The following is a 14,426-nucleotide window of genomic DNA, read 5'->3' as shown; positions in this document are numbered from 1 at the left end:
CGGACGGGCCTACTCCCATCAATAACCCTGCGGCTTTGGCCACGGCATGGTGAATTGGTCGCCGCGCCGCACGAATTTGTAGCGATAGAAATGGAACCACAGCGAGATCAGGAAATAGAAGGCGACCATGGCGATCAGCTGCGAGCCGAAGCCGAGGAAGATGGCGAAGAAGGTCACCACGCACAGGCAAAACAGCACGATGGCCGGGATCGGGTGGAAGGGGTGCGTGTAGCCGCGCCGGATCGAGCCCAGCGGCCACTTCTTGCGGAACATGATGATGTTGATGCTCATGAAGGTATATTGCAGCACGCCCGACAGGATCGAGAAGGTGATCGCCTGGTTGAGGTCGGCGATGAAGGCGAAGGCCAGCGCGATCGGCAGCAGGAACAGGATCGAACGATAGGGCGTGCGATATCTCGGATGCACGGCCGAGAACCATGTCGGCAGATAGCGGTCGCGGCCGAGCGAGAACCAGGCGCGCGCCGCATCGTTGATGCAGCCATTGGCGGAGGCCATTGCAGCAAGCAGCGTGGCGACGAACAACAGGTTCTCGAGCAGCGGGCTGCCAGTCAGTTTGCCGGCGTCCCACAGCGGATAATAGGTGATGCCGAGATATTCCCATGGCATCATCGAGGCGCAGACATACCAGGTCATGGCGGCTGCGATCAAAAGCGTGATCATGCCGGCCATGGTGCCGTAAGGCAGCGAGCGGGCCGGCGAGCGCACTTCCTCGGCGGCCTGTGTGGTGCCCTCGATGCCGAGATAGTACCAGATGCCGAACTGGAAGGCGGCGATGACGCCGATCCAGCCATAGGGGAGCGCATTGCCGGGAGTGACCAACTCGTTCAGCTTCAGCACGGCGCCTTGCGTCCACGGGCTGACCGAAAAGAACAGGATGACAATCGAGATATAGGCGACTGCTGTGATGACGAAGTTGACGTTGAGCGTCATCAGCACGCCGCGATAGTTCAGCCACGCCAGCACGACGATGGTCGCGGCGATGAAGGAATTGTGGGTGAGCCCTTCGACGCCGGCCTTGGCGACGATGGTGTCGCCGAGCAGGATGGCGTCGGACACTTCGAGCATGGTGTAGGCAAAGACCAGGAACAGCGCGACGTTGAACGCCATCAGCGGTCCGACGATGTGCTTTGCCTGCGCATACTGGCCGCCGGCGGCGGCCACGGTCGATGTCACCTCGGAATCGATCATGGCGACCGAGGTGTAGAGCAATCCCACGACCCAGCAGACGATCAGCGCGGCCAGTGCGCCACCCTTGTCGGCCGAGAAATTCCAGCCGGTGAATTCGCCGACCAGGACGATGCCGACGCCGAGCGCCCAGACATGGGCCGGTCCGAGCACGCGCAGGAGTGAAACTCTGTCCCCTTGGGCAGCCGGGGCAGCCGGTTCAAGTGCGATCGTCATTGTTCAATCCTCACTCAGATCCGGTGTTTTTCGGAAGTGGCTTCCAGTTCGCCTTCGCGCGAGGAGGTCAGCACCTCTTCGGAGAAGGTCGTGTCGACCTTGAACCAGTCGTAGAGCATCCACAAAGCGAGCACGATCGAGATGCCCCAGCATGCGTAAGAGAGTGCCACCCACATGATCGTGTCCCCCGAATTAGATCGTCCTCAGAACTCTTACTTGTCGTCGAATTTTTCGTTGATGACGTCGCGGTATTCGCGGTCTGATGCACGAAACAGGAAGATGAAATAACCGATCAGCACCGCCGCCATGATGATCAGCGTCGGCCAGTCGATGACATAGTGGAAGCGGTTCTGGATGATGTCGTGCGCGGTCTCGGGCGTATAGCCGAGCTTTTCCCAGATAGACGCCATGGTCGGGTTCTGGCCTAGCGCTTCCCAGGTCTTGGCGTCGAGCGCGTCGATGGATTTCGCCGCGCCGGCGAGGCCCAGCTTGAGCGGTAGCCACAGTGCCACGAAAATGGCGACGACGACGACGGCGATGTCGAAAACCTGCCCGGCCTTGCTTTGCTCCGGCGGCGTGTAGCGGGACATCTCTTCTACCCCTCAGGACTTGCGGTTGCTGAACGCGTCGGCGTTCTTGATGTCGAGCCCGTAAATGAATTCCTTGTCTTCCTTGTAGTGCTTGACCATCGCCAGGATGGCCGCGGTGTTGAAGATCAGCACGGCGGCGGCGGCGATCGCGACGACGGCCTTGATGCCGCTGTGCGGGATGTAGGGCCATGTCATGAGGAGGACGAAGAGGATCGTCGCCCACAGGCAGACGATCAGGAGCGCGGCTCCGCGCAGGTCGGAACGGTACAGCGCTTCGATGCGCTGCTGCATGTCTGACATCGGTTTCTCCCCTTTTCCGCCGTCCGGTTCCGAATCTCCCGTCCGCCGTCCTCTTTCAACAGAGTGAAATTTTTTTCATAAGTTCTGTCTGAATCCCGCAATTGTCAAGCGCGATTTACGCGGGGTTAACCGTTTGCTTGGCGCAACGGATTTTGCCTGAGAATGAAATTAATTGCTTATGGGTATTGCGGCGCCCGGAGGTTTGCGATCAATATTCGGCCAAAGCTCCCGCCGCTGCGCAGGGGGCAGGGAACAGCAGAGCATTATCGAAACGGAGGACGAGCGGATGACGGCATCCTGGAGATTTTCGACCCTGGCGGATCGCCATCGCGCGCTCGGTTCGAAGCTCGAAGACTGGAGCGGCATGGGAACCGCCTGGACCTACGACAAGGATGCCGACGAGGAGTACATCGCCATCCGCACCAAGGCTGGTCTGATGGATGTCTCCGGCCTCAAGAAAGTCCATATCACCGGGCCGCATGCCTCACACCTGATCGACCTGGCGACGACGCGCGATGTCGAAAAGATCTATCCCGGCAAGTCGGCCTATGCCTGCATGCTGAACGAGGCGGGGAAATTCACCGACGATTGCATCCTCTACCGCACCGGCCCCAATGCATGGATGGTCGTGCATGGTTCGGGCACCGGCCATGAGGAGTTGCAGCGTGCTTCGGTAGGACGCGACGTCTCGCTGCGCTTCGACGACAATCTGCACGATCTGTCGCTGCAGGGTCCGACAGCGGTCGACTATCTGGCCAAGCACGTGCCGGGTATTCGCGACCTCAACTATTTCCATCACATGCAGACGCAGCTGTTCGGTCTTCCGGTGATGATCTCGCGCACCGGCTATACCGGCGAGCGCGGCTACGAGATCTTCTGCCGCGGCCAGGATGCCGGCACGATCTGGGACAGGATCCTCGACGAGGGCAAGAGCGCCGGCATCATTCCGTGCCGCTTCACCACGCTCGACATGCTGCGCGTCGAAAGTTATCTGCTCTTCTACCCCTATGACAACTCCCAAAAATATCCGTTTGAGAACGAAGGCCCAGGCGACACGCTTTGGGAACTCGGCCTCGACTTCACCGTCAGCCCTGGCAAGACCGGCTTTCGCGGTGCCGAGGAGCACTATCGTCTGAAGGGCAAGGAGCGCTTCAAGATCTATGGCGTCCTGCTCGACGGTAAGGAGCCGGCCGATGAAGGCGCGCCGGTCTATCGCGACGGCAAAAAGGTCGGCGTGGTGACCTGCGCCATGTATTCGCCGCTGGTCGAGAAATCGATGGGCATCGCCCGACTCGACGTCGACTGCGCGGTCAAGGACACCAAGCTCGAAATCCGCAACAAGAGCGGTGCCATCAAGGCGACGGCGCAGCCACTGCCATTCGACGATCCCAAGAAGACCAAGCGCACCGCGAAAGGTTGAGGCATAGTCAACGGCGAGGGGTTCGAGGCACGAAGGCATAAATGGCAGCCAAAAGCATCATCAGCCGGCCGGTTTACGGAACTTTGTCTCCGCAACCCGGCAAGCATCATCTTTTCATCGCGGACGCGGAAGGGGCGCTGGCAATAGCGGAGATGGCCGGGAGGGCGCCCCCCAGGTTTTTCGACGACGCCGAAGTCGTCTTCATTCCTGGGCCGGACGGCAAACACACCGTCGCGCTCGAAGCGTTGAAGCCGGCACAGTTCCACCAGGCGCCGTCCTTTGCCAGCCTGTTGCCACGGCTCCGGCAGACACTGGCCAACGCGCATATGGGCCTGCGCCTCTATCTCTCGGGCACCGAGGGCCTGATCGGCCAGGCGATGCAGGTGGCGCTTGAAGCCGGCATCGACCACACCTCGATCCAGACCGAGCACCGCGGCTCGCTGGCGCGGCGCATGCAATGCGTCCACTGCAAGGGCATCACCGAGAATGTCACGACGCAGCCGGCGACCTGCGCGCATTGCGGCCTGCTGCTTCTGGTGCGCGACCATTATTCCAGGCGCATCGCAGCCTTCCAGGGCGTCTGCATCAATGCGGAAGATCGCAGCGAAATTCCTCCGATGGAGGAGATTTTCCGATGAGCACCGGCACCACTAAGCTAGACGTCGTTGTCAGCGATGTCGTCCCGGTCAACGACCTGGTCAGCCGCTTCCATTTCCGCCGGCGCGACGGCAACCTGTTGCCGACATTTTCCGGCGGCGCGCACGTTGTCGTTGAAATGCGCGATGGCGAACGGACCCGGCTCAATCCCTATTCGCTGATGGGCTCGCCACTCGATACGCGCGAATACACGATCTCGGTGCGCCGTGACGATGTCGGGCGCGGCGGCTCGCTGTTCATGCACCGGAGCGTCAAGCCCGGCATGGAGATGGTGGTCAGCTATCCGGTCAACCTGTTCTCGCTCGACCTGCGCGCCAAAAAGCATCTGATGCTGGCCGGCGGCATCGGCATCACGCCGTTCATGGCGCAGACCGCGCAGCTGGCGGCGGAGGGCGGCAATTTCGAACTGCATTACACCGTCCGCACCGCATCGCTCGGCACCTATGCGGATGTGCTGCGCGCGCGCTACGACCGCAGGGTCAGGCTCTATCATGATGACCTCGACGAGCGCATCGGACTCGACCGGTTGCTGTCGACGCAGCCGCTCGGCACGCATCTCTATGTCTGCGGCCCGGCCGGCATGATCAACTGGGTGCGCGATCGGGCTGCTGCCTTGGGCTGGCCGCCGGAGACCGTGCATTTCGAGCATTTCGCGGCACCCCAGCCCGGGCTGCCGTTCGACGTGACGCTTGCCGTCAGCGGCAAGGCGATCCGCGTCGACGAACAGCAGAGCCTCTTGGAAGCGATCGAGGCGGCCGGCGTCGATCCGCCTTACCTCTGCCGCGGCGGCGTCTGCGGCCAGTGCGAAACCAACGTCATCTCTTGCGACGGCAAGTTCATCCACAACGACCACTGGCTAAGCGAGGAAGAGCACCGTTCGGGCAAGAAGATCATGCCGTGCGTGTCGCGCTTCGAAGGCCGGTCGCTGGTCCTGGAACGGTAGGAGAAAATCATGGGCATTACCTTTCGCAAGGAAACGTTCCGCGACGACTTCACCTTCAAGAACAGCCCCGAGCACATAAGGCGGTTTCCGTTCCCGTTCCACGAAGACGCCTACATGTATGCGGTCAACATCGAGCCGCATGTCGTCGGACCCAGGGGCAGCGTGCTGGAAAACCTGATCGACGTCGACGAGCACTATGTCGCCGAGATGCAGGACCGCGCGCTGGTCCTGGCTGAGGATCCGCTGCGCTGCCAGTCGCTGCCGCACATGACGCTGGCCGGCTGGGACCTGCTCGAATTGCTGATGGAGCAGCAGGCGCTGGGCTATCCCGAGCATTTCACGCTGACCCGCGACGGCGATCGCTGGCGCTGGATCAACCGGCCGCTCGGTATCGACGACACCTTCACTTTCGGCGACACCTCGACGTTGCCTTACGGCCCGATGGAATACATCACCCGGCAGAGCCAGGGCGATTTCTGCATCCTCGACCAGCGCGACGGCAATCTGTGGATGGATGCCGGCATGGTCACCACCCAGGCCGACTGGTCGCTCGATTTCGACATCGGCATGAACTTCTTCGAATGGCATGCGCCGGTGCCGCTGGCGCATGAGAAGGGGATTTTCGTCAGGGCGCTGAAATTCCTCACCAACATCCAGCAGGGCAAGCCGGCGCGGCGCCTGAATTGGACGATGACCATCAATCCGCGCCTCGACACCAGTCCGGAAAACTACCACAAATGGGGTCCGGACCGGGCGACGGTGACGCCGGAGAATGTCGGCGACAAGGTGCATCTGCGTGTCGAACTGCAGAGTTTCTGGCGCCTGCCGCGCTCCAACGGCATCGTCTTCCCGATCCGCTGCTATCTGATCAAGATGGACGAATTGGTGACGCAGCCCAAATGGGCACGGCGCCTGCACCGCGTCATCCGCGACCTGCCCGACGAACTCGCCAACTACAAGGGCCTGACGCGCTATCGTCCGGCGTTGGTCGAGTGGCTGTCGAAGCTGGATGATGGGAGTGCGACAAGTTCGGGCTTTGGGCCGGATTAGAGCCTGCTGGGAGAGAAAGAAAGGAGCCCGGCGGGACGGTTTCGCTCCCTTCCTCTACCCCGTCGATCGGGGGAGAGGTGTCGAGCGAAGCTCGACGGAGTGGGGGTCGACCTGATTCGGCGGTTGTGAGTTCGCGCCCAGGCGATGCTTCCGATTGTTCAGCTGCCTGCCGAGATTTCAGGCCCGCTCGGTCGTGCCACTTGTCGGCGGCTTCGCGTTTGAGGACCGCCTTCCCCCACTCCGTCGCTGCTTCGCAGCGCCACCTCTCCCCCCTCCGGAGGGAGAGGAAGAGAGTTTTGCGGGACAGCTAACCTCACCCCGCGCTCTGCGGATAGCAAATGATCGACAAATAGCGCATCGGCAGCTTCGTCAACTGTTCCGGCCCGTGCGGTGCGTCGGCATCGAAGAACAGGCTGTCGCCGGGCTTCATCGGGTAGAGGTTGCTGCCGTGCCGGTAAACGACCTCGCCCTCGAGCATGTAGAGGAACTCCATGCCCTCGTGCTGGAAGGTGGGGAACACATCGGAATCCTCGGTCAGCGTGATCAGATAGGGTTCGACGACGACGCCGCTGGTGTTGGAGCCGATATGGCCGAGCAGATTGTACTGGTGGCCGGCGCGGGTGCCGCGGCGCTCGACATCGAGACCTTGGCCGGCCTTGACGAAGACGGCGCTGCGCTCTTCCTCGAAGCGGCGGAAGAAGGCGGTGACGGGAACGCCGAGCGCCCGCGACAAAGCCTGCAAGGTGGTCAGCGACGGCGAGGTGATGCCGTTCTCGATCTTCGACAGCATGCCCAGCGAAATGTCGGTCGCGACCGCCAGATCGGCGACGGTGATGCCGAGCTTCTTGCGGAAGGCCCGCACCTCGCGGCCGATCGCCACCTCCAGCACCTTTTCGCGGGTGTCGCGAATGGCGTGCGGGTTCTGCGTCAATGGCGCGCGGATGGTTTTCCCGTCGGCCGAGACCTTTGGCAGCGGCTTGGCCTTTGCACCGGCGGAACCAGCCTTGGAATCGGAAACTGTCTTCGCCATGTCGCCCCCGGCAATCTGCGGATTTATTTCACTCTAGGTGAACATGTCTGGTGCCGATACATCAGCGCAAGTGCGACGGCAAGTCGCCTGAAGGCGCATGCGCATGATCCGGCGTTTGGCCGCGTCCGATTTTTTTCAGCAAATCCACTGCGGCGGAACGTCGTTTCGGCCCAGGGCTGTTGACAGCACGAAAGGGCCAATTACTGTCCCTGTGAGTGAAATTTGTTTCGTAAGAGCAATTCCAGGAAAAGTGTGAAACGGTTTTCCGTCCGGGATTGCGTCAACACAAAAGTCCAATTCAGATCGGGAGGCCTGCCATGAAAAGTCGTGTTGCCGTCATTGGGGCCGGACCGTCCGGCCTGGCACAGCTCAGGGCTTTCAAGTCGGCGGCCGACAAGGGCGCCGACATTCCCGAGATCGTCTGCTTCGAAAAGCAGTCGGACTGGGGCGGCCTGTGGAATTACACCTGGCGCACCGGCCTCGACGAGCATGGCGATCCCGTGCACGGCTCGATGTACCGCTACCTCTGGTCGAACGGCCCGAAGGAATGCCTGGAATTCGCCGACTACACCTTCGAGGAGCATTTCGGCCGGCCGATTGGCTCCTATCCCCCGCGCGCCGTGCTGTGGGACTACATCAAGGGCCGTGTCGAGAAATCAGGCTTGCGCAAATGGGTGCGCTTCAACAGCCCGGTGCGCATGGTGACCTTTTCGGACGCGACGAAGAAATTCACCGTCACCGCCCATGACCGCACCAATGACGTCACCTATTCGGAAGAGTTCGACAATGTCGTCGTCGCGTCCGGGCATTTCTCGGTGCCCAATGTGCCGTATTTCGAAGGCTTCTCCACCTTCAACGGCCGCATCCTGCACAGCCATGATTTTCGCGACGCGATGGAGTTCAAGGGCAAGGATATCCTGATCATCGGCCGCTCCTATTCAGCCGAGGACATCGGTTCGCAATGTTACAAGTACGGCGCCAAATCGATCACCTCCAGCTACCGCTCGAAGCCGATGGGCTTCAAATGGCCGGAGAATTGGAAAGAGGTGCCGCTCTTACAGAAGGTCGTCGGCAAAACCGCGCATTTCAAGGATGGCACCACGAAAGACGTTGATGCCATCATCCTGTGCACCGGCTATCTCCATTCTTTCCCCTTCCTCACCGACGATCTGAAGCTCAAGACCGCCAACCGCATGTGGCCGCTCGACCTCTATGAAGGCGTCGTCTGGGAGAAGAACCCGCAGTTCTCCTATATCGGCATGCAGGACCAGTTCTACACCTTCAACATGTTCGACGCGCAGGCCTGGTTCGCCCGCGACGTTATCATGGGCCGCATCAAACTGCCGTCGGCCGAGGCAATGGCCGAGCACGGCGCGAAGTGGCGCGCGCGTGAGGAAACGCTCGAAGACGCCGAGCAGATGATCTGGTTCCAGGGCGACTACACCAAGGAATTGATGGACCAGACCGACTATCCCGGTTTCGACGTGGAGGCGGTCAACCAGACCTTCATGGAGTGGGAGCATCACAAGGGCGAAGACATTATGAGCTTCCGCGACCACGCCTACCGCTCGCTGATGACCGGCACCATGGCGCCGCTGCATCATACGCCGTGGCTGCAGGCGCTGGACGATTCGATGGAGAGCTATCTCGAGATGAAGGGCGTCGCGGCGGAGTAGGGCGGCGCCTGCTATCCCAGCCTCGCCCTGGCCTTCGCCGTCCAGGCGCCGAACAGTCGGTCGGCGACGATGCCGATGAAAGCGATTGCCAAGCCCGCGACGATGCCGCGGCCGGAATCGGCCTTGGACAGCGCGATGAACACTTCCTGGCCGAGATCGCGGGTGCCGACCATGGCGCAAATGATGATCATCGCCAGCGCCATCAGGATCGTCTGGTTGACGCCAAGCATGATCTCCGGCAGCGCCAGCGGCAGTTGCACGCGAAAGAAGGTCTGGCGTGGCGTGCACCCGGAAACCTTGGCTGCCTCGATCAGCGCCGGCGGCACCTGCCTGATGCCGTGATTGGTGTAGCGGATCGCCGGTACCACGGCGAAGGCTATCGTTGCGATCATCGCGGTGACGTCGCCGACCCGAAACAGCATCACCACCGGGATGATGAAGCAGAAGGATGGAAGCACCTGCAGCGTATCGATGACCGGTGTGACGATCTTCTCGAAACGATCGCTGCGTGAAGCCATCAGGCCGATGGGAATGCCGATCAGGCAGGCGATGAAGGCAGAGATACCGCAGAGATAGACCGTCGCCATGGTCTTTTCCCACAGGCCGGTGATGGCGCAGAAGGCAGTCAATGCGGCGACCAATACAGCGAGGCGGAAGCCGCTGAGTTGATAGCCGGCGAGGCCGAGCAGGAATACCGCGCCCAGCCAGGGAAAGCCCTCGCAAAAGGCGCGCAGCGGGTTCAGCAGATTGAGGATGAGCGCCACGCGAAACGCTTCGATCATGTCGAAGAAATTGATCGTCACCCAGTTCACCGCCGCCTTCCACAGCGGTGCGGTGGTGAAGGTGATCGCTTTTGGCACCGCCGCGAAGGCGGGCACGAACAGGCCAAGCAGCGTCGTCACGACGAGAATGGCGATCGCCAGCGTCAGGTTGGGGTAGCGCCGCCAGAGGCTCGGGCTGATCGCCTGATGGACATGGCCCTTTGCTTGGCTGTGCGCGATGGCCTGGCTCAGCCGGTCGAGCGCAATGGCCAGTGCCACGATGGCAAGGCCGGCTTCCATCGCCTCGCCAACCTTCAGTGCGCGCAGCGCCAGGAGCACGTCGTAGCCGAGGCCGCCGGCGCCGATCATCGAGGCGATGATCACCATGTTCAACGCCAGCATGATGACCTGGTTGACGCCGATCATCAGTGTCGGCCGCGCCGACGGCAAAAGCACCCGCCACAGTTTCTGCCGCGCCGTGCAGCCAGCCATTTCGCTGAAATCGTCGATCTCTGACGGCACCCGCGATAGGCCCAGCATCGTCGCCCGCACCATCGGCGGGGTGGCGAAGATGGCGGTCGCGATCATCGCCGAGACCGGGCTGTTGCCGAACAGCAGTAGCATCGGGATCAGATAGGCGAAAGTCGGGATCGTCTGCATCAGGTCAAGGGCAGGGGAGACGACAAGCCTTTCCGCCCATGGCTTGCGCCACGCCCAGATGCCGGCGAACAGGCCGGTGACGATGCAGAACGGCACCGCGATGGAAATCAGCGCCAGCGTCAGCATGGCACTGGTCCATTGGCCGAACAGGGCGATGTAGAGGAAGCAGCCGCCTACCAGCAGGCTGAGTTTTCTGCCGCCAACGGCATGACCGGCGAGGAAGGCGGCGGCGCAGACGCCGACCCAGGACAGGCGCGGCAGGATATAGGCGTCAGCGCCGTGGCCGATCTTGAAATTCTTGGCCAACAGATTGAGCGCGAAATCGAGGGGAACGCCGAGCACAGCGGTGATCGAGCGGGTCAACCAGGACAGGTTCGACTTGATCCAGCGCATCAGCGCGCTGACCCAATCGGCGACCGGCACAACGGCGCTTGCCGGATAGTTGACGGCCCAGGGCAGGCGGTCCTGCAGCAGGAACACGACAAGCACGGCGGCAAGCGCGAACACCCAGACCAGCAGCCAGACCTGAATCGGTCGCGACCGCGTCTCGCTGGCGCTTGCTGTCACCGTCATGCGCCGGCCTTTGAGCGATCGACGCCGGCCAGCAAATCGATCACCGCTTGCGGCGTCACCTCGCCGATCGGCTTGCCGGTGCCGTTGACCACCGCGAACGGCTTGTTGGCGGCAACGATGCCGGCCGAGAAGCTGGCGATCTTGGCATCCGGGGCAACGGTGCCGCCATGTTCCGAGCCGTCGCAGGCGCGCATCAGGCTGCGTGCTGAAATAACCTTGGCGCGGTCGACGTCCCGGGTGAACTCGGCGACATAGTCGGTCGCCGGATTGACCACCAGTTCCTCCGGCGTGCCAATCTGGATGACCTCGCCGTCCTTCATGATGGCGATGCGATCGGCCAGCCGGATGGCCTCGTCGAAATCATGGGTGATGAAGACGATGGTCTTGTGCAGCATGGTCTGCAGCCGCATCAGCTCGTCCTGCATCTCGCGGCGGATCAGCGGATCGAGCGCCGAGAACGGTTCGTCGAGGAACCAGATTTCCGGCTTTGTCGCGAGACTCCGTGCGATGCCGACGCGCTGCTGTTGGCCGCCGGACAGCTCGCGCGGATAGAAATGCTCGCGGCCACGCAGGCCGACAAGTTCGATGACCTCGCGCGCCCGCGCTTCGCGTGTCGCCCGGTCCTGACCCTGGATGCCGAGCGGGAAGGCGATGTTCTCCAGCACGTTGAGATGCGGCAGCAGGGCAAAGTTCTGGAACACCATGCCCATGCGGTGCCGCCGCAATTCGATGAGTGCTGCATCGGAGATTTTCAGGAGGTCATTGCCTTCGAATTCGACCTTGCCATGGGTCGGCTCGACCAGCCGCGACATGCAGCGGACCAGCGTCGACTTGCCGGAGCCCGACAGGCCCATGATGATGAAAATCTCGCCCTGGCGGATTTCGAGGTCGACGGCGCGCACCGCGCCGACCAGCCCGGCAGCAGTGACGTCTGCCATGCTGGCCTTGCCGTCGCGTTCGCGGATGAAGTTGGCCGCATTCGATCCGAACAATTTCCAGACATTGCGGCAGGCAAGCTTTATCGGACGGATATCTTTTGGCGCGCCCGCCGCGTTTGGCTCCCGATCAGTCTTGTCCGTCATTCAAACGTCCTTCTGGGACATCAAGAACCGAGGACCGACTGCTCAAGCAGCCGGTCTCATTTTCCAGTCGGAACGATCACTGCGCCCAGGCTTTCCAGTCGGCCTCGTGGGCGGCGATCCAGGCGGCGGCGACGTCTTCCGGCGTCTTGCCGCCGAGATCGATCTCGCCGCTCATCTTGTTGAGTTCGTCGGTGTCGACCGTGTAGGCCTTCGCCACCTTGTAGGCGACCGGCCATTTGTCCTTCATGCCGGCCCAGGAGTACTTCCAGATCTCGCCATGCGGCTTGCCGCAATCATATTTGGCATCGGGGTTCACGCCCCATTTCGGGTCGTTGTAGCACTCGGGCGTGTATTCGGGGAATTCAACCCATTCGCCCTTGTACTTGGCCGGCGCCCAGTGCGGCGAATAGATCCACAGCATGATCGGCGCCTTGCGCTGATAGGCGGAATCGAGTTCGGCGAACATCGCCGCGTCGGTGCCGGCATGGATGACGGTGAACGGCAGTTTCAGCGCCTCGACGCGCTCGTCGTCAAAGCCTTCCCATGTCACCGGGCCACCGAGGTAGCGCCCCTTCGGTGCGGTCTCCGCCGTCGAGAAGGCCTCGGCACACTTCGGGTCTTTCAGCGCTTCCCAGTTGGGCAGGCCCGGGCACTTCTCCTTCATGTATTCGGGAAACCACCACTCTTCCTTGGCCTTGGGTCCGAGCTTGCCGAGCCGTTCGGTCTGTCCGGTCGCATCGGAGGCTTTCATGGCTTCGCCGGCGGTCGTGTCCCAGAATTCCAGGCCGACATCGAGATCGCCATTGGTGAGGCCGGTGGTCAGGCTGGAGAGGTAGTCGGCGGTCGGATATTCGACGGTATAACCGAGCTTTTCCAGGATGCCGCCGAGGATCTTGGCGTTGAGATTGACGCTGGTCCAGTCGAACAGCGCGATCTTGATCGGGTCGTTCGATTCCGGCGCGGCTGCGTAAGCCGGTGATGTAAGCGCACTTGCGGCGGCAAGCGCGAAGGCTCCCATTGTTAAGTTCGAAATCACACTGCGAAGTGACATGCTTGTTCTCCTTCAAGCTGTGAAAATTATCGTTCGTTCCCTTCTTGCGGCTTTTCTTGATTGTGTTGGAAAGGCTGGTCTTTGCGCAAGGCCGTCGGCGCCAAATTGTTGCCCCGGCTTTGGCCAGCGCAGGCAAGATGGTGCTCAATTCTGGTGATGATGGGACAGGATTGGAGTGTCGGCGTCATGGCTGCCGACGGATCGCTGCGGGAGCGGTCATCTGCGGATCGATTGCCAGTCCTGCGGCGCCCCTGCAAGGTGCGAGCCATCAAGGTCCTATGATCTCGGCTACCCGCCTGGTAAGCCCCATCTCGCCAAGGCCGTTTCATAGGATGAAATTATATATACCAAGGTTCATGTCGCGCAACGACTAACGCTTCGCGAGACGTACAAATTCAGACTGCAGGCGAAGCTGAGCTCTTACCAGCAGACGTAGCCGCCATCGACAATCAGGTCGAGGCCGGTGACGAAGCTCGCTGCGCGGCTGGCGAGGAACACCGTCGGCCCGACCATATCCTCCGGCGCCGCCATGCGCCCCATCGGCGTGTCGCGCTTGAAGATCTTCACTTCTTTCGCCACCTCCGGCCGCTTGTTCATCGGCGTCAGCGTGTAGCCCGGACTGACGACATTGACGCGCAGGCCGCGATCGGCCCACTCCATGGCGAAGCTCTTCGACATGTGGATGACGGCGGCCTTCGAAGAGTTGTAGTGCGCCTGCGTCAGGCCGCGGTTGACGATGGTGCCCGACATCGAGGCGATGTTGATGATCGAGCCCTTGCCTCGCACCAACATCTTGCGCGCTTCGGCCTGACAGGACAGGAACACGCCGGCGACATTGACGTCGTGAACCTTCTGCCATGTCTCCAGCGGCATCGTCTCGGCGGGTTCGGAGCCGGCTATGCCGGCATTGTTGACGGCGACGGTGAGCGCACCGAGTTCGCTCTCAACGCGATCGATCGCAGCCGCGAGATCGCTCTGCGATGTCACTGTACCGGTCAGCACCAGCGCTTTGCGGCCGAGTGCCGCGATTCGGTGCGCGGTCTCGTCCAGCCCACCCTTCGATGTATGGCCGAAACAGGCGACGTCGGCACCTGCCTCGGCGAGCCCGATCGCGATTGCCTGGCCGATGCCGCTACCGGCGCCGGTGACCAGCGCGACATCGCCATCCAGCTTGAAAAGATCCATCGAGTGCCCTCCCTGCCTCGGAGAGG

At 61.8% G+C, this 14,426-nt stretch carries 14 protein-coding genes; 5 read left to right on the top strand and 9 right to left on the bottom strand.

The genetic code is table 11. The features are described 5' to 3' along the window. Positions 1-18 precede the first annotated feature (18 nt). The 4 genes from X735_RS164235 to X735_RS164250 are packed head-to-tail and all read right to left on the bottom strand — an operon-like array spanning position 19 to position 2,312. The gene (locus X735_RS164235; RefSeq protein ID WP_023808735.1) at positions 19-1,422 is read right to left on the bottom strand and encodes an amino acid permease; all 1,404 of its coding nucleotides are present in this window, start codon (positions 1,420-1,422) and stop codon (positions 19-21) included. Positions 1,423-1,436: 14 nt separating this feature from the next. Continuing rightward, complete coding sequence (locus tag X735_RS1000000167070) at positions 1,437-1,598, bottom strand: hypothetical protein (RefSeq protein WP_013532900.1); 162 nt, start codon at positions 1,596-1,598, stop codon at positions 1,437-1,439. Between the two features lie 36 nt (positions 1,599-1,634). After that, complete coding sequence (locus X735_RS164245; RefSeq protein WP_023808734.1) at positions 1,635-2,012, bottom strand: hypothetical protein; 378 nt, start codon at positions 2,010-2,012, stop codon at positions 1,635-1,637. A gap of 12 nt (positions 2,013-2,024) precedes the next feature. After that, positions 2,025-2,312, bottom strand: coding sequence for a hypothetical protein (locus X735_RS164250; protein WP_023808733.1), 288 nt, complete (start codon positions 2,310-2,312; stop codon positions 2,025-2,027). Positions 2,313-2,598: 286 nt separating this feature from the next. On the opposite strand from X735_RS164250, the gene X735_RS164255 reads away from it, so the two are divergent. Genes X735_RS164255 through X735_RS164270 form a run of 4 tightly spaced genes read left to right on the top strand, consistent with a single transcriptional unit; the run spans position 2,599 to position 6,382 of the window. Continuing rightward, positions 2,599-3,732 carry an aminomethyltransferase family protein gene (locus X735_RS164255; RefSeq protein WP_023808732.1) on the top strand — a complete coding sequence of 378 codons (1,134 nt, stop codon included), beginning with the start codon at positions 2,599-2,601 and terminating at the stop codon, positions 3,730-3,732. Positions 3,733-3,773: 41 nt separating this feature from the next. Then, entirely contained in the window at positions 3,774-4,370 is a 597-nt protein-coding gene (locus X735_RS164260; RefSeq protein WP_023808731.1) for a dimethylamine monooxygenase subunit DmmA family protein, read from the top strand. Then, complete coding sequence (locus X735_RS164265) at positions 4,367-5,332, top strand: PDR/VanB family oxidoreductase (protein ID WP_023808730.1); 966 nt, start codon at positions 4,367-4,369, stop codon at positions 5,330-5,332. Before X735_RS164260 ends, X735_RS164265 begins: the two co-directional genes overlap by 4 nt. 9 nt (positions 5,333-5,341) lie before the next feature. Then, complete coding sequence (locus X735_RS164270) at positions 5,342-6,382, top strand: DUF3445 domain-containing protein (RefSeq protein WP_023808729.1); 1,041 nt, start codon at positions 5,342-5,344, stop codon at positions 6,380-6,382. Between the two features lie 313 nt (positions 6,383-6,695). Here the strand turns inward: X735_RS164270 and X735_RS164275 are convergent, their stop codons facing one another. After that, on the bottom strand, positions 6,696-7,412 hold the full coding sequence (locus X735_RS164275) for an XRE family transcriptional regulator (protein ID WP_023808728.1): 717 nt from the start codon (positions 7,410-7,412) through the stop codon (positions 6,696-6,698). A gap of 317 nt (positions 7,413-7,729) precedes the next feature. Between X735_RS164275 and X735_RS164280 the strand changes: the two genes are divergently transcribed. Then, positions 7,730-9,088 (top strand): NAD(P)/FAD-dependent oxidoreductase, encoded by a 1,359-nt coding sequence (locus X735_RS164280; protein WP_023808727.1) that lies wholly within the window; start codon positions 7,730-7,732, stop codon positions 9,086-9,088. An 11-nt stretch (positions 9,089-9,099) separates the two neighbouring features. Here the strand turns inward: X735_RS164280 and X735_RS164285 are convergent, their stop codons facing one another. From X735_RS164285 to X735_RS164300, 4 genes are all read right to left on the bottom strand, one after another. Continuing rightward, a complete protein-coding gene (locus X735_RS164285) occupies positions 9,100-11,082 on the bottom strand; it encodes an ABC transporter permease subunit (protein ID WP_023808726.1) in 1,983 nt (660 codons plus the stop codon). Continuing rightward, positions 11,079-12,164 carry a glycine betaine/L-proline ABC transporter ATP-binding protein gene (locus tag X735_RS164290; protein ID WP_023808725.1) on the bottom strand — a complete coding sequence of 362 codons (1,086 nt, stop codon included), beginning with the start codon at positions 12,162-12,164 and terminating at the stop codon, positions 11,079-11,081. The genes X735_RS164285 and X735_RS164290 overlap by 4 nt, the downstream gene beginning before the upstream one ends. 76 nt (positions 12,165-12,240) lie before the next feature. Continuing rightward, complete coding sequence (locus X735_RS164295; RefSeq protein WP_023808724.1) at positions 12,241-13,215, bottom strand: ABC transporter substrate-binding protein; 975 nt, start codon at positions 13,213-13,215, stop codon at positions 12,241-12,243. 420 nt (positions 13,216-13,635) lie between these two features. Further along, entirely contained in the window at positions 13,636-14,400 is a 765-nt protein-coding gene (locus X735_RS164300) for an SDR family oxidoreductase (RefSeq protein ID WP_023808723.1), read from the bottom strand. Positions 14,401-14,426: the final 26 nt, after the last annotated feature.

It is taken from the genome of Mesorhizobium sp. L2C084A000, assembly GCF_000502875.1.
GTDB lineage: Bacteria > Pseudomonadota > Alphaproteobacteria > Rhizobiales > Rhizobiaceae > Mesorhizobium.
Note: the sequence above shows the minus strand (reverse complement) of the source record. Positions and strands in the feature narration are given on the sequence as shown.